This window comes from Nocardiopsis valliformis DSM 45023 (assembly GCF_000340985.1).
Lineage (GTDB): Bacteria > Actinomycetota > Actinomycetes > Streptosporangiales > Streptosporangiaceae > Nocardiopsis > Nocardiopsis exhalans.
This window is the reverse complement of sequence record NZ_ANAZ01000029.1, coordinates 1-20711: the sequence shown is the minus strand read 5'-3', so window position 1 is coordinate 20711 and position 20711 is coordinate 1. Positions and strand designations below refer to the sequence as shown.

At 67.5% G+C, this 20711-nt stretch carries 19 protein-coding genes; 10 read left to right on the top strand and 9 right to left on the bottom strand.

Annotation, left to right across the window (positions count from 1 at the left end; genetic code table 11):
* Window positions 1-122: 122 nt before the first annotated feature.
* Together D457_RS0123970 and D457_RS0123965 are read right to left on the bottom strand one after the other, a co-directional pair.
* Window positions 123-410 (bottom strand): WhiB family transcriptional regulator, encoded by a 288-nt coding sequence (locus D457_RS0123970; protein WP_014908913.1) that lies wholly within the window; start codon window positions 408-410, stop codon window positions 123-125.
* 240 nt (window positions 411-650) lie between these two features.
* Window positions 651-1829, bottom strand: coding sequence for a hypothetical protein (locus D457_RS0123965; RefSeq protein WP_026116962.1), 1179 nt, complete (start codon window positions 1827-1829; stop codon window positions 651-653).
* 247 nt (window positions 1830-2076) lie between these two features.
* Here D457_RS0123965 and cofD point away from each other — a divergent pair, with 247 nt between their 5' ends.
* Window positions 2077-3066: a 2-phospho-L-lactate transferase gene (cofD, locus tag D457_RS0123960; RefSeq protein ID WP_017583221.1), complete on the top strand. Its 990-nt coding sequence runs from the start codon at window positions 2077-2079 to the stop codon at window positions 3064-3066.
* Window positions 3063-4391: a coenzyme F420-0:L-glutamate ligase gene (locus D457_RS0123955; protein WP_051073021.1), complete on the top strand. Its 1329-nt coding sequence runs from the start codon at window positions 3063-3065 to the stop codon at window positions 4389-4391. The genes cofD and D457_RS0123955 overlap by 4 nt, the downstream gene beginning before the upstream one ends.
* Before the next feature lie 158 nt (window positions 4392-4549).
* Here D457_RS0123955 and D457_RS37260 read toward each other — a convergent pair whose 3' ends face one another.
* The 5 genes from D457_RS37260 to D457_RS35915 form a co-directional block, all read right to left on the bottom strand.
* Entirely contained in the window at window positions 4550-5203 is a 654-nt protein-coding gene (locus D457_RS37260) for a phosphotransferase (RefSeq protein ID WP_394297050.1), read from the bottom strand.
* A gap of 166 nt (window positions 5204-5369) precedes the next feature.
* Window positions 5370-6281, bottom strand: a complete 912-nt coding sequence (locus D457_RS0123945; protein ID WP_017583218.1) for an aldo/keto reductase — start codon at window positions 6279-6281, stop codon at window positions 5370-5372.
* On the bottom strand, window positions 6278-7459 hold the full coding sequence (locus tag D457_RS0123940; RefSeq protein ID WP_017583217.1) for a cupin domain-containing protein: 1182 nt from the start codon (window positions 7457-7459) through the stop codon (window positions 6278-6280). Before D457_RS0123940 ends, D457_RS0123945 begins: the two co-directional genes overlap by 4 nt.
* Before the next feature lie 9 nt (window positions 7460-7468).
* Window positions 7469-7636, bottom strand: coding sequence for a hypothetical protein (locus D457_RS36270; RefSeq protein ID WP_017583216.1), 168 nt, complete (start codon window positions 7634-7636; stop codon window positions 7469-7471).
* A gap of 374 nt (window positions 7637-8010) precedes the next feature.
* Window positions 8011-8379 carry a hypothetical protein gene (locus tag D457_RS35915; protein ID WP_152514346.1) on the bottom strand — a complete coding sequence of 123 codons (369 nt, stop codon included), beginning with the start codon at window positions 8377-8379 and terminating at the stop codon, window positions 8011-8013.
* A gap of 123 nt (window positions 8380-8502) precedes the next feature.
* Here D457_RS35915 and D457_RS0123925 point away from each other — a divergent pair, with 123 nt between their 5' ends.
* Window positions 8503-9348: a helix-turn-helix domain-containing protein gene (locus tag D457_RS0123925; RefSeq protein WP_017583214.1), complete on the top strand. Its 846-nt coding sequence runs from the start codon at window positions 8503-8505 to the stop codon at window positions 9346-9348.
* Entirely contained in the window at window positions 9258-9536 is a 279-nt protein-coding gene (locus tag D457_RS35050) for a DUF397 domain-containing protein (RefSeq protein ID WP_338043094.1), read from the top strand. The genes D457_RS0123925 and D457_RS35050 overlap by 91 nt, the downstream gene beginning before the upstream one ends.
* Window positions 9537-9600: 64 nt before the next feature.
* Here D457_RS35050 and D457_RS0123915 read toward each other — a convergent pair whose 3' ends face one another.
* Window positions 9601-10467: a helix-turn-helix domain-containing protein gene (locus D457_RS0123915; protein ID WP_083926848.1), complete on the bottom strand. Its 867-nt coding sequence runs from the start codon at window positions 10465-10467 to the stop codon at window positions 9601-9603.
* Between the two features lie 267 nt (window positions 10468-10734).
* On the opposite strand from D457_RS0123915, the gene D457_RS33265 reads away from it, so the two are divergent.
* The 6 genes from D457_RS33265 (at window position 10735) to D457_RS0123885 (ending at window position 17755) form a co-directional block, all read left to right on the top strand.
* Entirely contained in the window at window positions 10735-11172 is a 438-nt protein-coding gene (locus tag D457_RS33265; protein WP_017583211.1) for an ATP-binding protein, read from the top strand.
* Window positions 11172-11411 (top strand): hypothetical protein, encoded by a 240-nt coding sequence (locus tag D457_RS0123905; RefSeq protein WP_017583210.1) that lies wholly within the window; start codon window positions 11172-11174, stop codon window positions 11409-11411. Before D457_RS33265 ends, D457_RS0123905 begins: the two co-directional genes overlap by 1 nt.
* Window positions 11408-11785, top strand: a complete 378-nt coding sequence (locus D457_RS33260; RefSeq protein ID WP_017583209.1) for a hypothetical protein — start codon at window positions 11408-11410, stop codon at window positions 11783-11785. Before D457_RS0123905 ends, D457_RS33260 begins: the two co-directional genes overlap by 4 nt.
* Window positions 11786-12181: 396 nt before the next feature.
* The gene (locus D457_RS0123895) at window positions 12182-13774 is read left to right on the top strand and encodes a Na+/H+ antiporter (RefSeq protein ID WP_017583208.1); all 1593 of its coding nucleotides are present in this window, start codon (window positions 12182-12184) and stop codon (window positions 13772-13774) included.
* A 179-nt stretch (window positions 13775-13953) separates the two neighbouring features.
* Window positions 13954-15198, top strand: coding sequence for a glycosyl hydrolase family 18 protein (locus D457_RS0123890; protein WP_017583207.1), 1245 nt, complete (start codon window positions 13954-13956; stop codon window positions 15196-15198).
* A 220-nt stretch (window positions 15199-15418) separates the two neighbouring features.
* Window positions 15419-17755 (top strand): chitinase C-terminal domain-containing protein, encoded by a 2337-nt coding sequence (locus tag D457_RS0123885; RefSeq protein ID WP_017583206.1) that lies wholly within the window; start codon window positions 15419-15421, stop codon window positions 17753-17755.
* Between the two features lie 117 nt (window positions 17756-17872).
* On the opposite strand, the gene D457_RS0123880 is transcribed toward D457_RS0123885, so the two are convergent.
* Window positions 17873-20500: a bifunctional FO biosynthesis protein CofGH gene (locus tag D457_RS0123880; protein ID WP_083926847.1), complete on the bottom strand. Its 2628-nt coding sequence runs from the start codon at window positions 20498-20500 to the stop codon at window positions 17873-17875.
* Window positions 20501-20711: the final 211 nt, after the last annotated feature.

Genomic DNA, 20711 nt, shown 5'->3' with positions numbered 1-20711 from the left:
ATATCGGAGCATTCGGCACCGGTGGGGCAACCCGCCCCAATCCTGCCCAAGGCCATGAAGGGTACCGAACATGAAAAAGGCGCGCCCGGGCTCGTGGCCCGGACGCGCCGCAACGCGTACTCCTACAGCATGTCCGCCAGGAAATCGAAATCTCCCCCGGCGGCTTTCTTCAGCCTTCGGCGTTCACGCTCGGAGAGTCCCCCCCAGATGCCGAAGCGTTCGTCATGCTCCAGCGCGTATTCCAGGCACTCCGCACGAACCTCGCACGACTGGCAGACCTTCTTGGCCTCCCTCGTCGAGCCGCCCTTCTCGGGGAAGAACGCCTCCGGGTCCGTCTGCGCGCACAGGGCGCGCTCCTGCCAGCCCAGATCTTCGTCCGAGCCGTGCGCCAGCGGGATGACCTCGCTCATGCGCACCTCCTGTAGCCCCCCAATAGATGTCCCCGACCCTTTTCGTCCCCCGGGCCGGCTGGAAATCCCACATTGGAATTACACGCGTGCGCATGACTGTGAGTCAAGCGCCCTGCGTGGTAATCCACTGAATATCATGTAACGAACCTCCAACGGCAGGCCCGCGATGTCCGTTCTGTGGATTACCACGCAATTCACGTACCTTCCCAAGGTGTGGGGAGCGTGGCGGTTCAGGCGGGCTCAGCGCTGGCCGTCGTTGCCGTACCAGTTCTGTTGGTTGTCCGTACCGCCCTGTCCTTGCTGGTCAGAGCCGTACGACGAGCCGGACTCGTACTGGTTTCCGTACGACGCACCGTTCTGGTCGGGCGTCTCGGTACCAGTGTTCTCACCGGAGTTAAAGAATGGTTCAACTCCGGGCTCGGAGGGCGCCTGACCCTGCTGGGCCGGGTCCTGGTACCAACCGTGCTGGATGGCGTCCTGGGCCTGCTGGTCCGCGGCGGGCTGACCCTCGTAGGTCTGCGGCGCGTACTGCGCCGGGTCGTAGCCCTGGGCTGCGGCGTCCTGGCCGTAGACGGCCTGCTGGCCGTACGCGTCCTGACCGTAAGCCTGCTGCTGACCCGAAGCGTCCTGGCCATAGGCCTGCTGAGCGCCGGTGCCGTACGCCTGCTGCTGAGCAGCCGCATCCTGACCGTAAGCGGCCTGCTGACCGTACGCGTCCTGACCATAAGCCTGCTGCTGACCCGAAGCGTCCTGACCATAGGCCTGCTGAGCGCCGGTACCGTACGCCTGCTGCTGAGCAGCCGCATCCTGACCGTAGACGGCCTGCTGACCGTACGCGTCCTGACCATAAGCCTGCTGCGGTGCCCCCGTCTGCGACGGGTCGGCGGCCGGGTAGCCGGGCTGGGCGAACGACTGCTGGGCGCCGGTCGCGGGCGGGAACTGCTGCTGGTTGTACATCTGCTGCTGCGGCTGTGCCCGCGGGACGACCGTAGGGTCGTTGAAGATCTTGATCAGGTAGAACCCGAAGAAGCCGAGCACCGCGATCAGGGCTGCCCGGTGCAGGAAGCCCGCGAAGGCCAGACCGCCGTTGTCGATATCGATGAACCCGCTGATCAGACCGATCAGACCAAAGAGCAGGCCGACACCGACCATGATCATCGCGGTTAGGATCACCGGGAAGGACGCCGGGCGGGTGCGCTCGCTGGTGAGCACCAGGGCTACCGCGGCCACCAGCAACAGGGTGATGGTGATGCCGTAGAAGGAGGACCCGGCCGCACCCATGGCCCAGGCGAAGCTCCCGTTGTACTCACTTGATCTGATGATCAACTCGATAAGTCCGGCAAGCATCTGGACGCCCACGGCCCCCAGCAGGACCCAGGCCCCGGGAAGGCGCAGGCGTTCTAGTGTTTCGTTGTTCAAGAGAGGTTCCCCTCTGCTGCTTCGCCGTCGCGTCGGAGGAAGCTTGGCATATCGTCGGGCTGTCGGGTGAATCGGCCGGGGCGCGCCGGGGAAGGAAACGGGGACACCGAACGCGGGGCCGATGGAGTGGGATGGCGACCGCCGCCCGAAGGTTCACACACCGTCGGTACCGGAATGGTCACGCCAGATCGTACCCACGGTGGGGCAGACGACCCATACACGCCCCCAGCCTGCCAGACTTGGGCGCATGCGGATAGTCGTACCGGCCGGCGGTATCGGCGGCGCGCGCTTCCTCCGCGGCCTCAAAGCCGCTCTGGGAATCGACGCTGCGACCGAATCGGACCAGGCCACAGACCACCAGATCACCGTCATCGGCAACACCGGTGACGACATCACCCTCTTCGGTCTCCGGATCTGCCCCGATCTGGACACTGTGATGTACACCCTCGGCGGCGGGATCAACGAGGAGCAGGGCTGGGGCAGGACCGACGAGACCTTCACGGTCAAGGAGGAACTCGCCGCCTACGGGATGAAGCCCACCTGGTTCGGGCTGGGTGACCGGGACACCGCCACCCACATCGTGCGGGCTCAGATGATCGCCGCGGGCTACCCCCTCTCCGCGGTCACCACCGCCCTGTGCGACCGCTGGCAGCCCGGTGTGCGGCTGATGCCGATGACCGACGACCAGGTCGAGACGCACGTGATCGTCAACGACGAGGAGGGGCGCCGGGCCATCCACTTCCAGGAGTGGTGGATCAAGCACCGGGCCGCGCTGCCCGCCGAGCAGATCATCAGCCTGGGCGCGGAGAAGGCCAAGCCCGCCCCCGGTGTGATCCGTGCCATCCGCAACGCCGACGCCGTCATCATCCCGCCGTCCAACCCCGTGGTGAGTGTGGGCTCCATCCTCGGTATCGAGGGCATCCGCGAGGCCATGGTCGGCAAGACCGTGGTGGGCGTCTCCCCGATCATCGGCGGCGCGCCGGTGCGCGGGATGGCCGACGCCTGCCTGAGCGCCATCGGGGTGGAGACCAGCGCGGGCGCGGTCGCCGAACACCTCGGCTCGGACCTGCTGGACGGCTGGCTGGTGGACGAGGCCGACGCGGGCACCGAGGTGGACGGGATCGAGGTGCGCTCCCGCCCCCTGTACATGAGCGGCCCGGAGGCCACCGAGGCGCTGGCCCGGGCCGCTCTGGACCTGACGGTGGAGCTGTCCGAGCGGAAGGCCGGAGCACAGTGAGCGCGGACCCCCGAACACCGGAAGTACGGGTCTCGGAAGTACGGGTGCGCGGGCTCGGCGGGATCCCCGAGGTGGGTTCGGGCGACGACCTCGCCGCGCTGATCGCCGACGCCGTGGCCGCCTCGGAACAACCCCTGGTCGACGGCGACATCCTGGTGGTCACCTCCAAGATCGTCAGCAAGGCCGAGGGGCGCTCCCTGCCCGGCGACGACCGCGAGGCGGCCATCGACGCCGAGACGCAACGCGTGGTGGCCCGGATGGGCCGCACTCGGATTGTCCAGACCCGGCAGGGCCTGGTCATGGCCGCTGCCGGGGTGGACGCCTCCAACGTCGAACCCGGCACCGTGCTCCTGCTGCCCGAGGACTCCGACGCCTCCGCGCGCGCCCTGCGCGCGGGCGTGGGCGCGCGCCTGGGCGTGCGCGTGGGAGTCATCGTCTCGGACACTTTCGGGCGCCCCTGGCGGATCGGCCAGACCGACGTCGCCATCGGCGCGGCCGGGCTGCGGGCCGCCCAGGACCTGCGCGGCACCGTCGACACCCACGGCAACCTCATGGAGGCCACGGTCAACGCGGTGGCCGACGAGATCGCGGGCGCCGGTGAGCTGGTCAAGGGCAAGACCTCCGGGGTGCCGGTCGCCGTGGTCTCGGGCCTGGGCGACCTGGTCACCGAGGAGGACGGGCCCGGCGCCGCGGAGCTGGTCCGCTCGGCCGACGCCGACCTGTTCCGGTACGGGTCCAGGGACGTGGTCGCGGCCCGCCGCACCGTGCGCTCCTTCACGGACCGACCGGTGGATCCGGCTCTGGTGCGCCGGGCGGTGGCCGCCGCTGTGACCGCGCCCGCCCCGCACCACACCACGCCCTGGCGGTACGTGCTGGTGGAGTCCGCCCACACGCGCAAGCGGCTGCTCGACGCGATGCTCCAGGCCTGGACGGCCGACCTGCGCGGTGACGGGTTCACCGAGGAGCAGATCGCCAAGCGGACCAGGCGCGGGGACGTGCTGCGCGGCGCCCCCTACCTGGTGGTGCCGTTCCTGGTCGCGGACGGCGCGCATCCCTACCCGGACGAGCGCCGGTCCGACGCGGAGCGGTCGATGTTCCTGGTGGCGATGGGCGCCGGGGTGCAGAGCCTGCTGGTGGGCCTGGCCATGGAGGGCCTGGGTTCGGCGTGGATCTCCTCCACGATGTTCTGCGCCGATGTCGTACGCGAGGTGCTGGACGTGCCCGAGGACTGGCAGCCGATGGGCGCGGTGGCCGTGGGGTACGCGGCCGAGGCGCCCAAGGAGCGGCCGCCCCGCGATCCGGACGCCTTCGTCGAGATCCGCTGACCCTGTCGGTGGTTGGCTGCCCTGTCCGCCTGATCTGGGCCTGATCCAGACCGAACGGGTCCTTACCGAACTCGGGAGGGTCGAGCGCACGGCGAGGCCCGGTGTCCTCTCGATGGAGCAACGGGCCTCGTCATCACCAACAACAACGCAGAAGGCCACTACCGTGGGGTGAGTAGTTCCTCCACCTGCCGCCGAACATGCGGGAGCAAGCGGGCATGAAGGTCGTCGCGTACCGCTGCCTGGATCACCTCCGCAGCGATGATCAACTGAGAGAACCGCCCGGCTTCGGTCTCCATCACGTCGGCGAACACCTCGCGCACCCTGGCCGCTGTTCTCGGTTCGGGAAGCGCGTAGGTGTGGAGAACGGCGGCATCGTATCCAGCTGGGGCCATCCCCCACCCCTCCCAGTCGATGATCGCTAGCGGGACTGCGGTGAGGTTCGCCCAGTGAAGGTCTCCGTGAGAGGTCTCCCACGTCGACACGGTGAGGTCCGTGCCCGCCAACTCCGGGATGAACTTCGGAAGGCGTTCGATGAACCCGGGGGTGTGGCTTCGCTGCCGGTGCTGTGGCACGGGTGCCTGTCGAAGACGATCGAGCGCGCCCCGCAACTCGTTCCACCAGCGGTCCGAGACCGAAGGCGGCTCGGACAAGTCGGGTGTTTTCGAAACCATGCGGCCGGTGAGTCGTTCCCACAGGTGGGCCTGGAACACCAGGCCCGTCTCCGGCTCGGGCCAGGCATGTTCACCGAGCAGAGACGGCCGCGGAATCGTGTCATCGAGTAGCCCGTCAGCGAGCGTAGAACCCTCCCACATCCTCCCGCCCGGCTTGGTCGCACTCATCACCCGCAACCATGCCGGAACTCCGTCGACGGTGGCCGGGCCGCTCAGGGTTCTGCCGCCCACACCGGGATGCAGATCGGCTCCGGGGTCGGGTGTGGCGTCGAGCTCGCGCGCTGCACGGTTCCACCGGTCGGCCAGGTCAGGAAACGGGTTGGAGCAGGTCACAGATCTCCTTGAGTCGGAGCGGAGGCAGCTGTGGGGAGTCCACCACATCAGCGGCCTCACGCCAGTGGTCGGCGCTTCCGGTGCTCAGCAACAGCCCGGTGAGCCCCGGAGTGGAAACGGCGACCATCAGTGCCGCCTGCGCCTTGGTGGCTCCGAAGGCGACGTAGTCAGCCAACCCCTCGCTGATCCGGCTGAGCAGTTCACCGCCATGTAACGGGGCCGATCCCCAGGCCTCCAATCCTGCCTGTTCAGCAGCGGATACGGGGCCTTCTCCGGCGAGTGCCTGCCTGATCGGCTCGATATCGACCATGGACACCGGAAGCTGGATCGCGCGCAGGCCCGTTTCAGGACCTCCTGACGCTTCCTGGGCGAGCTTGATCAGTTCACGGACGGAGAAGGCACCGTCTCGGAAACCGTTCCACGTAGCCACTCCGTACCCGAGCACGGTGTCGGTATCACGCAGGGCTTCGAGTGAGACGAAGGCCGCGCGAAGGCGTGCGAGCAGTGCGTCACGGTCACCGGAACGGTGGTGGTCGGGGTTGTGCAGGTGGACCAGGTCCAGCTGGTCGCGCTGTACCTCCGCGCGGTTCATCGCGACCTGGTAGTGCACGTAGTCGGGCGCGATGCTGTGCCGTCGCAGGGCCTCGGCCTCGGAGATCACTTTGCTGAACAGAGCCGCGCTCGCCTGGTCGGCCGTCATGTATCCGACCTTCGTCGCGATCCTCAGTCGAGGGTGTGCTCTGAGAACCGGCGAGATCGCCGCCTGATGGGTTCCGTGCCCGTAGACCGGGGCCGTGTCGATGAGCGGACATCCGGCCGCAGCCGCGATGGTCGCCGAGGTGACGGCATCGCGACTGCGGTAGGTGCCCAGGCCGAGCAGGGTCATCCGTCTTCGCCTTCCCAGACCAGGGCTCCGTCTTCCAGCAGTTTGAGCAGCAGTCCGAGCAAGGTGTCTCGGGGGATACCAGGAACGAGCTGACAGAGTTCCTTGATCGTGGCGCCGCGGTGGTTGAACAAGTGGGTGAACACCGGCTCGGCCTTGTTCGCGAACTTCCAACGACGCCCCTGCGCCGCGTAGGAGACTTCGCTCTTGCCGTTGATCAGGGTTCCGCGTTTGGTGGCCAGACGCAGCCGGGAGGCGTCCGTCAGCTCACCGGTCACGACGACGGGCAGGCTGAATGCCACACGAGCGGGCGCGATCTCCTCCTTCGACCAGTAGTCGTCCACCACATTCGGGTCCTGGAGCCGCGCAGTGATCAGTTCGGACATCCGGTAGGACCAAGCGGAGAACTCTTCGGGATTGCGGGGGATGTCGGCGCGCACCTCTTCGTGCTCGACCATGCGAGAGGTGAGCCAGGTGAGGAAGTCGGTTCCGGTGTTGGTGACCAGACCGCACGTGAGGTGGAGACTGGGTTCACCTTCGGAGGCGGCGACCGCGTGCCAGCATCCCCGAGGGACGTGGAGGATGTCGCCGGGTGCCATGACGAACTCATCGACGGGCTCGGTGGGCGGGTCCTCGGTGAATTCCACGTCGGTGTGCAGTGGTGCGGTTCGGGTGGTGCCGTAGAGACGCCACCGTTTGCGGCCCGCCACTTGGAGCACGAGCACATCGTGGTCGTCCCAGTGAACTCCGAACCCCTCCTTCGGGGTCCAGGAAGCGTAGGCATTGACCTGGATGCCCGTTCTCAGCCACGATTCCAGATCCGCGATCACCTTGCCGATGGGCGGATGCATCTCGTCGATGGCGTCCAGAACCAATGTTGCGCCCTCGCGCAGCTGCTCGTGGAACAGGTTCGGGACGGGAGCTTCCCAGTCAGGCATACGACGGTACCGACGCCTCTGGGTGTATCGGCTCGTGTCGATGCTCTCCCCTGCGGACAGACGCATACGCGGAGGGTTGAGACGTTGGGAGGCCAGGATCCGGTTCAGGTCCGACCAGGTGAGCAGATGCGTGAAGGCGTCCGCTTCGGCGTCGGATGCCGGGTAGCGCTTGTGTTCGCGGCCGAGCACCTGGGCGGGGAACGAGTCCCCGCCCAGACGGCCGCTGATCAGGTCAGCGGTCACTGTGCACTCCTAGCGGACGCTGTCGTTGTGGTCAGAGCGGCCAGTCCCGCCGTCGGAGGGCTGGTCGCCGCGCGAACGCAAGGTGGCGATGTCCTCCACCGCGACGAGGAGGTCGCCGACGTCCGTCTGGGCGGAGGTCTTCTGCTGGGCCTGGGGCTGCGTGTTGGTCACGGTCATGCTGTGTTCTCCTTCGTTGCGGTACGGATGAGGCCTGGTACGGAATGAAGGCGGTGCTCGTGCTGGCGCGATGTCCGCTTCCCCTTCTGTGGTGGGTGGTGAGGGCTTCCCCCGTCGCTGTCTGTGGCGACAGCCCTCGCCACCGTTCGCCACGCGCTCATCGGACGGAGCCGAACGCGTGGAATCTGCCGAACCTGTGCCCGCCACCGCAGCGCACAGGTCAGCGCTCTGTCCGATTCGTCATCCTCACCCGAAGGCGAACTGTCCAATTTCTGTTCTTTTGGACATTCATGCGTCCTGTGGGCGTCTTCTTCGGTGGAGGTATGACCGCATCGGAAGCAGTTCCAGTACTGGAGCACCACGGAACCGCTGATTCAGACCTTGAGCTGCGCGAGTTCCAGGACTCCGAGAATTCTTCCGACCGACATCGGCTCGTTCCCAATGCTGGTGACCGGGTCGAGGGCGGGGCGTCCGCTGCCGCCCTCGGGGGGCCAGACGAAGCACCATTGGAGGTCGTCATCCGAACCGCGCAGGGCGACGACCTGGGACTTGCCGTTCAGCTTCGCGGTGACCGTCCTGCGACGGCCATCCACCTCAACGCTGATTCCTTTGGCCTTGAGAGCCCGGGCGAGGTTCTCAGCGGCACGCTTGTGCGTGAGAAGTCCGTCTTTCGGGCATGGTTCAGTTGGGTTGTTCGATGCCTTTTCAGCGCTTTCGGAAGAGCGCTGCGTTTCGGTGAGCATGGACACAGCCTCACTCACAGCCCGTAGTCTGAACCAGACCAAACGATGTTCTGTTGGGAACGCACAGAGTGCGTTCGGGATCGCCCCTCCCCCTGTTGGCCCAGTTGCGAACTTGGAACCCCCATGAGTGATACCGAGATCGAGGGCGTGTCGGCTGACGCCACCGAAGCCTCACCCATCGTGATCTACTTCGCCACGCAGCTGAAACGGCTTCGAGGCGATAAAGGCTGGACTCAGGAGCAGCTAGGGAAGCGGATCAGGTACACAGCGGGCATGGTCGGGATGGTCGAGACCGCGAAGCGTGTGCCATCCGAGAAGTTCGTTCTCACCTGTGACAAGGTGCTGGACGCGGGCGGGATGCTGGCGGATCTGTGGCCTGCGATCACTCGGGACAGCTATCACGATTGGTTCCGACCGTTCGTCGAACTCGAAGCCGAGGCCGTCAGTATTCGCGAGTTCGAGGTTCAAGTAGTTCCTGGTTTGTTCCAGACCGAGGACTACGCACGCGCGGTGCTCAGTGCTGCGTGGCCCCCACCCGCCCCGGAAGACGTAGAACGCCAGTTGGCAGCACGACTGGAACGACAGAAGATTCTCGACCGCACGAACCCAACTGCACCCCTGTTGTGGGTTGTGCTGGAAGAATCAGTCCTGTGCCGCCCCGTGGGTGGGCGGGACGTCATGGTCGATCAGCTGAAGCACTTGCTGGAGATGGCGCAACGGTCACACGTTCGCCTCCAGATCCTCCCCTTCAGCAAAGGCGCACACGCCGCCATGGACGGGGCGTTCACCCTGTTGGAGACGGGAAACCGGGACCGCATGCTCTACACCGAGCGACCCGGGAGCGGTCAAGTGACGTCTGATGCTGACGAGGTGGCAAAATGCGATCAACGGATGAGCGCACTGATTGGCCTTGCCCTGTCGCCAGAAGAATCCATCGACCAACTGGCGACCCGGATTGGAGAGACATGAGCGACCGGCTCGATGACCTGTCTTGGCACACGTCCACCTACAGCGGGAATCAGGGAGGACAGTGTGTAGAGGTAGCTGAGACACCCGATGCGGTGTACGTCCGTGACACACAGAACCGGGAGAACGGTGCCCTCGGGTTCTCGCCCACGGTCTTCCTGCAGTTCGTGAACAGCACCGTGAAGTCTTGATCTGAACAGCCTGAACGTCTCCCCTCACCCCTCATACGCTGGTAGTTCAGTGTGAGGGGAGGCGTTATGAATACTCGGTGAGCACTCGCTCGATAAGGGCTCGGGAGTCGTCCTCGCTCAAGGCGCGGTCTCGCAGGTTTTCGAAGATCGCGCGGAAGCGAGTCGTGGTGTCCTCATCCTCCAAGTAGGAGGCCCCGGCTTCGTGGCCCTGATAGACGACCTCACCGAAGGAGAATCCGAGCTGATTCTCCTCCTCGAAGGACAGGGAAGTGAAGGACCCGCTCTGATGCGGGAACGCCCCGGCCGAGTAAGGGAAGATCCGGCAGGTCACGTTCGGTAGATCGCAGCGCTCCAGAAGCGAACTGAGCTGCGGTTTCATAGTCGTGGCACCGCCCACCTCCAGGCGAAGGGCGGATTCGCTCATGACCACGTCCAGCCTCAGCGGGTTCAGCCCGGTAAGACGTTCCTGACGCTTCAGGCAAATTTCGACCCGTTCGCGCGCTTCAACCTCAGAGAGCGCCGGGATACAGGCCTGCGCCACGAGGCGTGCGTACTCCTCGGTCTGGAACAGGTCCGGCAACAGCTGATCCCGATAGTCACGTATGAAGACGGCATCGGCCTCCAGCCCCAGGTAGGGCTCGAACCACTTCGGAACCGACTTGTAGGAACGCCACCAGCCCTTGCGGCGAGCCAGGTGCGCGAGCTGGAAGGCAGCTTCGCACTCCTCATCGGATGCCCCGTAGAAGCGCATGAGGAGCTGGGCGGTGCCGGGCTGGATACGGGTCGAGGCGCTCTCGACCCGACTCAGGGTGCCAGCGTGCATGCCTGCGTGGCCAGCGGCTTTCCCCCCAGTGATGCGGGCGGCTTCCCTACGCTCCCGAAGCGCTTTGGCCAAGATCCGACGTGCAACCGTGGGGCTGGCCTCCGCCACCCGACACCTCCTGAGACAGCCGTGGAACTCCACAGTTTCACTGATGCGATGCGCGGCACCAACTTCGCACAAGTTGCATCGAACAATAAATTGCCAAACGGCTTGTGGACCTAACCCCTTCGGTGCACACTGGAGGCACGCCTTCCAAAATCACAAATTGCGCGATGCAATGTCGTTTAGAAGAAGGCACGAAAACGGCCCTGACCTGGTGCGGGAACACCTGATCAGGGCCTTGGCCCACTACCTGACTGAACCAGGTGAGGACCCATGAGCAACCGTATCGTTTCCGCGTGCCCGGAAGGCAGGCGGCTGGCACCGCTGCGCCGTTCGACCTTCCGCTACCCCGCTCGGCCCGAGTGCGTCAAGGACGCCCGTCGCTGGCTCGACCGGAGGATGTCCATGGCCGAGGTTCCCGGCGACTCCTCCGCAACCGCCCTTCTCCTCATCTCCGAGCTGGTCACCAACTGCGTGACCCACCAGCAGGCCGGATTCATCGTGGTCCGGGCACACCTGTGCGTCGGCGGTCTCCGAACGGAGGTCCGTGACGACAGCGGACAGCTGCCGGACCTGCGCGTCCACTCCCCCTCGCCCGACTCCGAGAGTGGGCGGGGTCTGTTGCTGGTCGACGCCCTGGCCACCCGATGGGGTCGCTTCGAGTCGAACCGCGGCCCCGGGGTCTTCTTCGCTCTGACGTGGGAGCGGTGATGACATTGACCGGCTACCACCTGCGACCGAGCGCGGAGATCCTGAAGCTGCGCGCCGAGTTCCCCGACTTCCTCATCTGCGAGCTCCACGGGGTGAACTCCGAACGCACCAGCTACGTGGCGACCAGCACCCGAACCGCCCTCAGCGGCCAGCCGGAGCTGATCGTGACCGCCAGCGCTACGGAGCTCCGGAAGGCTCTCTCGGTACTGGGGATCCAGCCCGAGGGAGGTCAGCGATGATCACTCTGGACCACGACTGCGGCTCGATAAGGCAGGAACTCGACCGAGCGCGCGCCACCTTCCGGGGACGCGGGTGGACCTTCTGGCACGGCGGTGCGACCGGCCAGTACTGGGCCGCACACACCGGCCGAATGGTCCTGCTCTCCGGAAACAACTCCGCCGAACTGATCGAGGGGATCCGCAAGGTGACCGGTGATACCGCACCACGGCTGAACCTGGCGCCGGTGGTGCGGGTTCCGGCACCTCGACGGCCCTCGCCCCGGAGCGCGGGTGACCCGAAAAACGACCTCCGTGCCCGTCCCCGAGCGCCGAGGCGGCAGACTCGGTGGATCCGAGAGCTGACCCCCTGGCCCCGTCTGCGCCGTTCCGGTTAGCCGCATGGATCTCGTGGCGGCGGGTGGGAACTCTTCGAGGGGTGGTCTCGCTCGACGGCGGGTGGTCATCGCCGCCCCTTTCGATGAGGACTCCCTCGGAGGGTGAACACCATGAACCGGCGTTCCCTCGCTCTGTTCGTCGTCCTCCTGGCCGCCGCCACGGATCTGACTGACGGGGCTGTGGTCAACATCCTCCTCCCCGTCATGCGACACGATCTCGGAGCGGGCGACAACACCCCGCGGGCGAACGCGGGCGTGCACTGGAGCTGTTCGCCGTGGTGGCGGGCCCCGCGACCCGGACGCCTTCGTCGAGGTGCGATAGCGGCGCGTCCCCCCTTCGGCCCGTCCCCGCCCCGGCATGCTGGGGCGGGGACGGGCTGAGGCGAAGGGGTTCGGGTGGCTGTCGAGGATTACGTGATCGCCACGCTGATCGTGGTGGTGGCGGTCATCGTGGGACAGCTGGTCGCCGGGCGGGTCCGGATGCCCGGCGCGGTGGTCCTGGTGATGCTGGGCATGCTCCTGGGGGTCATGCCGTGGATGCACTCACTGTCCATCACCCCCGAGGTCATCCTGCTGGTGTTCCTGCCGCCGCTGATCTACAACGCGGCGTTCTTCTCCTCCCCCAAGGACATGCGCGACCTCGCCCGGCCCATCATCGTGATGTCAGTGGGGATGACCCTGGCGACGGCGTTCGGGCTGGCCGCCGTCATTCACCTGCTGCTGCCGGACGCGGGCTGGCCCGCGGCGATCGCCATGGGCGCGGCGATCGCACCGACGGACGCGGTGGCGGCCTCGGCGATCCTCAAACGGGCGGGCACCCCGCGCCGGGTGCTGACCATCCTGGAGGGCGAGTCCCTGATCAACGACGGGGTCGCCCTCACGCTGTTCAGCCTGGCGATCACCGCGATGCTGCACCCGCTCACCCCGGCCGACGCCGCCTGGGAGCTGGGCAAGGTGGTGGTGGGCGGGTTGGTCTACGGCGCCGTCGTGGCCGTGGTGATCGCCTGGGCGCGCAGCCGGATGCCGGACGCGTCGCTGCAGCTGATGACGGTGCTGATCACCCCGTTCGTGGCCTACATCCCCGCGGAGATGGCAGGGTTCTCCGGAGTGCTGGCCGCCGTGGTGGCCGGTTTCTACCTGGGTACCCACGGCGAGGGGCTGCTGCCACCCCGGGTCCGGGTGAGCGGTCAGACGATCTGGACCACGCTGGTGAGCCTTTTGGAGGCGATGCTGTTCGTGCTCCTGGGCCTGCAGCTGGACGCCGTGGTGCGGTCCGTGCGGGAGGACTACGCCTTCGTGCATCTGGTGCTGGTGGCACTGGCCGTGACCGCCGCCGCGATCGTGCTGCGGATGGTGCTCATGTTGTTCGTGATCCCCGTACAGCGGTACCTGACGAAGTCACGGCTGGACGTGTCGACCTTCAAGGAGCGCGTCGCGATCGGTTGGAGCGGTATGCGCGGGGCGGTGTCCCTGGCGATCGCGCTGTCCCTGCCCGCGACGCTGGGCGGGGAGGAGTTCACCGACCGGGGCGCGCTGGTTTTCGTCGCGGGGGTGGTGGTGATGGGCACCCTGGTCGGTCAGGGCACCTCACTGCCGTGGCTGCTGCGCAAGCTGGGGCTGAGCGACGAGGGCACCCGACAGCAGGAGTTCCTGCGGGCCGAGTACGAGATGGACTGCGCCGCCGTGCGCAAGGTGGACGAGATGCTCACCGGGGGCGACGTGGACGGAAAGACCGCGGACGCCGTGCGCGAGCGGTACGCGAAGCGGATCTCTCACGTGAAGGGCCTGCTGGACGCGGAGGATCCGGACCTGGACGGGGCCAAGGAGTCCGTGCGGGACCGCAAGGCGTTGCTGGACCAGGTCACCCAGGCCCGTAGGGACGCGCTCATGGCGCTGTACCGCTCGGGGGAGATCGACTACGACGTGTTCACGAAACTGGCCCGGGACATGGACATTCGGGACAGCGGAAGCGGTCAGTACGGGATCTAATTCGGTACTGGGTTCGACTTGGTTCGCAGTTCAAATAGGAGCCGAGACCCCAAGAAAACCACAAACTTTCTTAACCGTTTCCGTTGACGAGCCCCAGAGGCAACTCTAAGGTTTCCTAACAATTACTGCGTCGCAGATCACACCCTTCGTCACCCCCGCTCGACGAAAGGAGCACCCCCATGCTCAACACCCGCAGAACCAGGCTCGCCCTTCTCGGCGGCCTCGCCGCGACGGCCACAGCGCTCGTCACCGCATGCGGCTCCCTGGCGTCCGGACCCACCCAGGCGGAAACCGTGTCCGACACCGCCCAGGTCCAGCAGACCCACCAGTGGCTCACCGGCTACTGGCACAACTTCGACAACGGCTCCACCGTGATGCCGCTCTCCGAGATCCCCAGCGAGTACAACCTGGTGGCGATCGCCTTCGCCGACAACCACCCCACCCTCGACGGCGGCATCACGTTCAACCTGGCCAGCAGCGAGCTGAACGGGTACACCGACGCCCAGTTCCGCGACGACATCGCCGCCATCCAGGCCGAGGGCCGCAAGGTGATCATCTCGGTGGGCGGCGAGATCGGCAACGTCGACGTTAGCAACCCCACCCAGGCGCAGAACTTCGCCGACACCACCTACGAGCTCATGCAGGACTACGGGTTCGACGGGGTGGACATCGACCTCGAGCACGGCATCAACGCCGAGCACCTGACCAACGCCCTGCGCGACCTCAGCGACCGGGCCGGTTCGGACCTGATCATCGCGATGGCCCCGCAGACCATCGACTTCCAGAGCCCCAGCGCCGGGTACTACCAGCTGGCCCAGAACATCTCCGACATCCTCACCATCGTGAACATGCAGTACTACAACTCCGGCTCCATGCTGGGTTGTGACGGCAGCGTCTACAGCCAGGGCACGAGCGACTTCGTCGCCGCCCAGGCCTGCATCCAGCTGGAGATGGGCCTGGAGCCGAGCCAGGTCGGTCTAGGCCTGCCCGCCGTGCCCTCCGCCGCTGGCGGCGGCCACATGCCGCCGAGCGAGATCGTCGCCGCCCTGGACTGCCTGGAGGCCGGGACCAGCTGCGGCTCCTTCTCCCCCGACACCCCGTACGGCCCCATCGGCGGCGTGATGACCTGGTCCATCAACTGGGACGCCACCAACGGCTACGACTTCGCCAACACCATCTCCGACCGTCTGGCCAGCGGCCCCGGCACGACCCCCTCCCCCACGCCCAGCCCCACGCCCAGTCCCTCCCCCAGCCCGACCGACCCCGACTGCGACGCCGCCGCTTGGAACGCCGGCAGCGTGTACACGCAGGGCGACACCGTCTCCCACGGCGGTTCGGTCTACACCGCGCGCTGGTGGACCCAGGGTGAAGAGCCCGGCACCACCGGCGAATGGGGTGTCTGGGACCGCGTCGGCAGCTGCTGACGCCGCTCCGCCCCCTGAGCCGCTCCCGCCCGCGGCCACCGGGGACCGCCCCCTCACGCACACACCTGCGGGGGGCGGTCCCCGCCCCAGCGGTCACCCTCCTTTCGCACGCCCGCTGTCGTTCCCCACTTGACTGATCCCCCACCGGTGCCCCAGAGCCCTGTCTCCCCGGACCGGGACAGGTACCCCGGCACGCCAAGCAGAACAGAGGGAATCCCCCATGACAGTCAATCCGTCCAGCCGATGGGCACGCGCCCTGGCAGCAGCCGCGGGCCTGGGCACCGCGGCGAGTCTGCTGTTCGCGCCCCCGGCCGCCGCGGCTCCCCAGGAACCGGCCCCGCCCTCCGTCTCGTCCGACCACGCCGACTGCCGTCCCGACGGCCTCTATCCGACCCCCGGTCTGGACGTCCCCTACTGCGACGTCTACGACTCCGACGGGCGCGAGATCCTGCCCAACGGCCTCGACCGCAGGGTGATCGGCTACTTCACCAGCTGGCGCAACGGAGCCAACGACCAGCCCAGCTACCTGGTCGACGACATCCCCTGGGACAAGATCTCCCACATCAACTACGCGTTCGGGCACGTGAACTCCGACAACGAGCTCTCCGTCGGACCCGACACCCCCGACAACCCCGCCACCGGGATGACCTGGGACCGGCCCGGTCTCGAACCCGACCCCGAGTTCGACTACGACGGACACTTCAACCTGCTGAACAAGTTCAAGAAGGACAACCCCGGGGTCCGGACCCTGGTCGCCGTGGGCGGCTGGGCCGAGACCGGCGGGTTCTTCGGGCCCGACGGCGAGCGGGTGGACAGCGGCGGCTTCTACTCGATGACCACCACCGAGACCGGTGTGAACCACGCCGGGATCGAGACCTTCGCCGACTCCGCGGTGGAGTTCGTGCGCGAGTACGGGTTCGACGGCCTGGACATCGACTACGAGTACGCGACCTCGATGCAGGGCGCGGGCAGCCCGGACGACTACTGGATCTCCGACGCCCGGCGCGGTCTGCTCTGGGAGGGCTACGAGGAGCTGATGCGCGTCCTGCGCGAGAAGCTCGACGAGGCCGCCGTGGCGGACGGCACCTACTACCAGCTGACCGTGGCGGCTCCCTCGTCCGGCTGGCTGCTGCGCGGCCAGGAGGTGCACCAGGTCGTCCAGTACCTGGACTTCGTCAACATGATGACCTACGACCTGCACGGCACCTGGAACCACTTCGTGGGCCACAACGGCGCGCTCTTCGACAGCGGCCAGGACCCCGAACTGAGGGATGTCTACAACGCCTTCGACGGCATCGGCTACCTGAACGCCGACTGGGCCCACCACTACTTCCGAGGCGCCATGCAGGCGGGCCGGATCAACCTGGGCGTGCCCTTCTACACCCGCGGTTGGCAGGACGTGCAGGGCGGGGAGAACGGTCTGTGGGGCACCTCGGCCCTGCCCGACCAGACCCAGTGCCAACCGGGGACCGGCATCAACGACCCCTGCGGCCACGGCGCCGGGGGCATCGACAACCTGTGGTTCGACAGCGACCCGATCACCGGCGACGCGATCGAGGCCGGTGTCAACCCGATCTGGCACGTCCTCAACCTGGAGAACGGGGTCGTCGGAGACTACGTCGAGGACTACGGGGTGGACACCGAACTGGTGGGCACCTACGAACGCCACTGGGACGACGTGACCAAGAACGAGTGGTGGTGGAACCCGCAGACCCGCACGTTCCTGTCGGGTGACGCCGACCAGACCATCAGCGCCAAGGCCGACTACGTCGCCGACACCGGACTGGGCGGCGTGATGATCTGGGAGATGGCGGGCGACTACTCCTACGACGCCGACGCCGAGCAGTACTTCATGGGTGACACGCTCATCACGTCCCTGCACCAGACGCTGAGCAACGCGGGCCCCTACGGCGCGGTCAAGGCCGAGACACCCGCCCCGGAACAGGTCCTGGACGTGGACGTGGAGTTCGGCGACTTCGCGCTGGGCGACAACAACTACCCGATCACCCCCGAGGTGACCATCACCAACAACTCCTCCGGCGAGATCCCGGGCGGTTCCCGCATCGTCTTCGACTACGCCACCTCGGCCCCCGGTTCCATGGGCGACCAGTCCGGCATGGGGCTGACCCACGTGCACCGGGGCCACACCCGGGACAACAACGTGGGCGGCCTGGACGGCGACTTCCACCGGGTGGAACTGACCGTGCCCGGATGGCAGAGCATCCCGGCCGGGGGCTCGCTGGACTTCACCATCAACTACCAGCTCCCGATCTCCCAGCCGTCGAACTTCCGCATCGAGGTGGACGGCGTCGAGTACGCCCTCACCTACGACCACCCCCGCGAGGGCGAGCTGGTGGAGGGCCCCGGAAACGGGGACGACAACGGCGGCGAGCCCATCGAGTGCGAGGCGTCGGCCTGGAGTTCCGGCGCGGTGTACAACACCGGCGACGTGGTGGAACACGACGGAAGCGAGTACCGCGCCCGCTGGTGGACCCAGGGCGAGGAGCCGGGCACCACGGGCGAGTGGGGGGTCTGGGAACACCTGGGCACCTGCTGACCCGGACACCCGCTGACCCGGGCGGTCCGGCACATCCGGCCCCTCCCTGACGGGCCGCCCACCGACAAGGGGAGGGACGCCATCCCCCGGCGTCCCTCCCCTGCTGTTCGTTCCGGGTCAGACCACCGGGAGGTTGGGTCGCAGGATGCTGGGGGCCACCCCGTCGCTGGCCTCGGCGACCCGCTGGCGTTCGGCGGGGACCGGGCCGTAGGTGGTGGTGCGCTGGCGGACCGGGCGGCCCGTGGGTTCGACGAGGGCCTTGATATCGCTGATCGTCTTGTACGAACCCTGCCCGGAGCCGGCCATGCGACTGATGGTCTCCTCCATGAGGGTCCCGCCGACGTCGTTGACGCCGCCGTCAAGGAGCTGGCGGAAAGTGTCCTCGTGCAGCTTCACCCAGGAGCCCTGGATGTTGTCGATGTGGCCGTGCAGCAGCAGCCGGGCCAGGGCGTGCACCGCGCGGTTCTCGCGGACGGTGGGGCCCGTGCGGGCCAGGCCCGCGAGGTAGATCGGCGCGTTGGTGTGCACGAACGGCAGCAGCACGAACTCGGTGAAGCCGCGCTTGCCGTTGCGCTCCACGGCACGTTCCTGGAGGGACCGCAGCAGTTTGATGTGCGCCACCCAGTGGTGCGGAGAGTCCACGTGGCCGTACATCATCGTGGACGTGGTGGGAATCCCCAGGTCGTGGGCGCTGGTGATGACGTCGATCCACTCGCTGGCGGGCAGTTTGCCCTTGGTGAGGATCCAGCGGACCTCGTCGTCGAGGATCTCCGCGGCGGTGCCCGGGATCGAGCCGAGCCCTGACTCGCGGGCGCGGGTCAACCACTCGCGTACCGGCAGGTTGGTGCGGGCGGCCCCGTTCACCACCTCCATCGGGCTGAAGGCGTGCACGTGCATGTCCGGGACGCGGTCGCGGACCGCGGCGGCGATATCGAAGTAGGCGGTGCCCGGCAGGTCCGGGTGGATTCCGCCCTGCATGCACACCTCGGTGGCCCCCGCCTTCCACGCCTCCTCGGCGCGGTCGGCGACCTGGTCCAGGGAGAGCGTGTAGGCGTCGGCGTCGGTGCGCCGCTGCGCGAAGGCGCAGAACCGGCAGCCGGTGTAACAGACGTTGGTGAAGTTGATGTTCCTGGTCACGACATAGGTGACGTCGTCGCCGACGGTGTCGCGGCGGACCCGGTCAGCCAGGCCGGTGAGCGCCTCCAGAGCGTCCCCGTCGGCATGCAGCAGGGCCAGGGCCTCGGAGTCGCTGAGCCCTGCTGGGTCGCGTTCGGCGCTGCGCAGGGCCGCGGAGATCTCCGGGTCCAGGCGCCGGGGCTGCGCGCCCTGGCGGTCCACGCCCGGGGTGAGTTCGTCCCAGTCGCCGTAGACGGCGTCGAAGTCGCCGCGCCGGTCACTGGTGCGGCCCTCGGTGTCGATCTGCGTGTGCAGGTCGGTGCGGCCCGAGGAGACCAGGACCGCGTCCGGCTCCTGCCAGGGGCGGCCCACCAGCGGGGCGTCCTCGCGGGCCAGGCCGGTTTCCGGGTCCACGATCGCGTCGATGTGCGCGCGCAGCCTCGGGTCCACCCAGGGTTCGCCCGCCCGGATGTACTCCGGGTAGACGGTGAGGCGCTCGCGCAGCGTGAACCCCTGGGCGGCGGTGCGGGCCGCGAGGTCGTCGATCTGCGGCCATGGGCGTTCGGGGTTGACGTGGTCGGCGGTGAGCGGGGAGACCCCGCCCCAGTCGTCGATGCCCGCGCGGATCATCAGCTCGTACTCGTCAACGCCGCCCCGGTCCGCGCCGATGAGGTTGGGCGGGGCCTGGATGTGCGCCTTGGGGCCCATCACCAGGCGGGTGACGGCAATGGTCGCGGCCATCATGTCGCGCTCGGCGTCGGGCCGGTGCATCATCGCGGTGTCTGGCTTGGCCCGGAAGTTCTGCACGATGACTTCCTGGATGCCGCCGTAGCGGCGGGAGACCCCGCGCATCGCGAAGATCGACTCCGCGCGGTCGGCGACCGTCTCACCGATCCCGAGCAGGATGCCGGTGGTGAAGGGGACGCTGGAGCGTCCGGCGTCCTCCATGGCGCGCAGCCGCACCGCGGGGTCCTTGTCGGGGCTGCCGTAGTGCGGCTGGCCCTTTTCCTCGAAGAGCCGCCGCGAGGTGGTCTCCAGCATCATCCCCATGGACGGGGACACCGGCTTGAGGCGCTGGAAGTCCGACCAGGTCAGCACCCCGGGGTTGAGGTGCGGGAGCAGCCCGGTCTCCTCCAGGACCATGATCGCCATGGCGCGCACGTACGAGAGGGTGTCGTCGTAGCCGCGCGAGTTCAGCCACTCGGCGGCCTGCTTCCACCGGTCCTCGGGCCGGTCCCCCAGAGTGATGAGGACTTCCTTGCAGCCCATGCGCGCGCCCTCGCGGGCGATCTCCAGGACCTCGTCCGGAGACATGAAGGGCGCGTCCAGGCGGCCCGGAACCGTGGCGAAGGTGCAGTAGTGGCAGCGGTCCCGGCACAGGCGGGTTAGCGGCACGAAGACCTTGCGGCTGTAGGTGATCACCCCCGACCGCCCGGCCGCCTCCAGGCCCGCGTCCCGGACCCTTCCAGCGTGGCCGAGGAGCTGTTCGAGGTCCTCACCGCGGGCGTGCAGCAGCACCTCCGCCTCAGTGACGTCAAGGGTCTTGCCGTCCCGCGCCCGGGCCAGCGCCCTGCGCATGCCGGCCGCCGTCGGTGTGGGGATGGGGGCAGGGTCTTTCGCACCACTCATACCGGCACACCCTACGCGCCGGCCGTTTCCGCGTGACGACCGCCACCCGGTGGCGCCCTGCAACAAGGAACACACGGCGAGGACGGAATAGACCGGAAGATGGCGACTCGTGGGCAGGCCGAAGCGAGCGGAGCCGAAACCGGGCCTGTGGACAACCGGAGACAGGTGACTTGTGTGATCTGTCAGGGTTTGGCGGGACCGGTGCGAAAAG

Excerpts from the sequence above, each read along its gene's own strand:
- D457_RS0123970 (WP_014908913.1), bottom strand. The coding sequence starts at position 410 with ATGAGCGAGGTCATCCCGCTGGCGCACGGCTCGGACGAAGATCTGGGC.
- cofD (WP_017583221.1), top strand. The coding sequence starts at position 2,077 with ATGCGGATAGTCGTACCGGCCGGCGGTATCGGCGGCGCGCGCTTCCTC.
- D457_RS37260 (WP_394297050.1), bottom strand. The coding sequence starts at position 5,203 with ATGTGGGAGGGTTCTACGCTCGCTGACGGGCTACTCGATGACACGATT.
- D457_RS0123945 (WP_017583218.1), bottom strand. The coding sequence starts at position 6,281 with ATGACCCTGCTCGGCCTGGGCACCTACCGCAGTCGCGATGCCGTCACC.
- D457_RS36270 (WP_017583216.1), bottom strand. The coding sequence starts at position 7,636 with ATGACCGTGACCAACACGCAGCCCCAGGCCCAGCAGAAGACCTCCGCC.
- D457_RS35915 (WP_152514346.1), bottom strand. The coding sequence starts at position 8,379 with ATGCTCACCGAAACGCAGCGCTCTTCCGAAAGCGCTGAAAAGGCATCG.
- D457_RS0123925 (WP_017583214.1), top strand. The coding sequence starts at position 8,503 with ATGAGTGATACCGAGATCGAGGGCGTGTCGGCTGACGCCACCGAAGCC.
- D457_RS35050 (WP_338043094.1), top strand. The coding sequence starts at position 9,258 with ATGCGATCAACGGATGAGCGCACTGATTGGCCTTGCCCTGTCGCCAGA.
- D457_RS33265 (WP_017583211.1), top strand. The coding sequence starts at position 10,735 with ATGAGCAACCGTATCGTTTCCGCGTGCCCGGAAGGCAGGCGGCTGGCA.
- D457_RS0123905 (WP_017583210.1), top strand. The coding sequence starts at position 11,172 with ATGACATTGACCGGCTACCACCTGCGACCGAGCGCGGAGATCCTGAAG.
- D457_RS33260 (WP_017583209.1), top strand. The coding sequence starts at position 11,408 with ATGATCACTCTGGACCACGACTGCGGCTCGATAAGGCAGGAACTCGAC.
- D457_RS0123890 (WP_017583207.1), top strand. The coding sequence starts at position 13,954 with ATGCTCAACACCCGCAGAACCAGGCTCGCCCTTCTCGGCGGCCTCGCC.
- D457_RS0123885 (WP_017583206.1), top strand. The coding sequence starts at position 15,419 with ATGACAGTCAATCCGTCCAGCCGATGGGCACGCGCCCTGGCAGCAGCC.
- D457_RS0123880 (WP_083926847.1), bottom strand. The coding sequence starts at position 20,500 with ATGAGTGGTGCGAAAGACCCTGCCCCCATCCCCACACCGACGGCGGCC.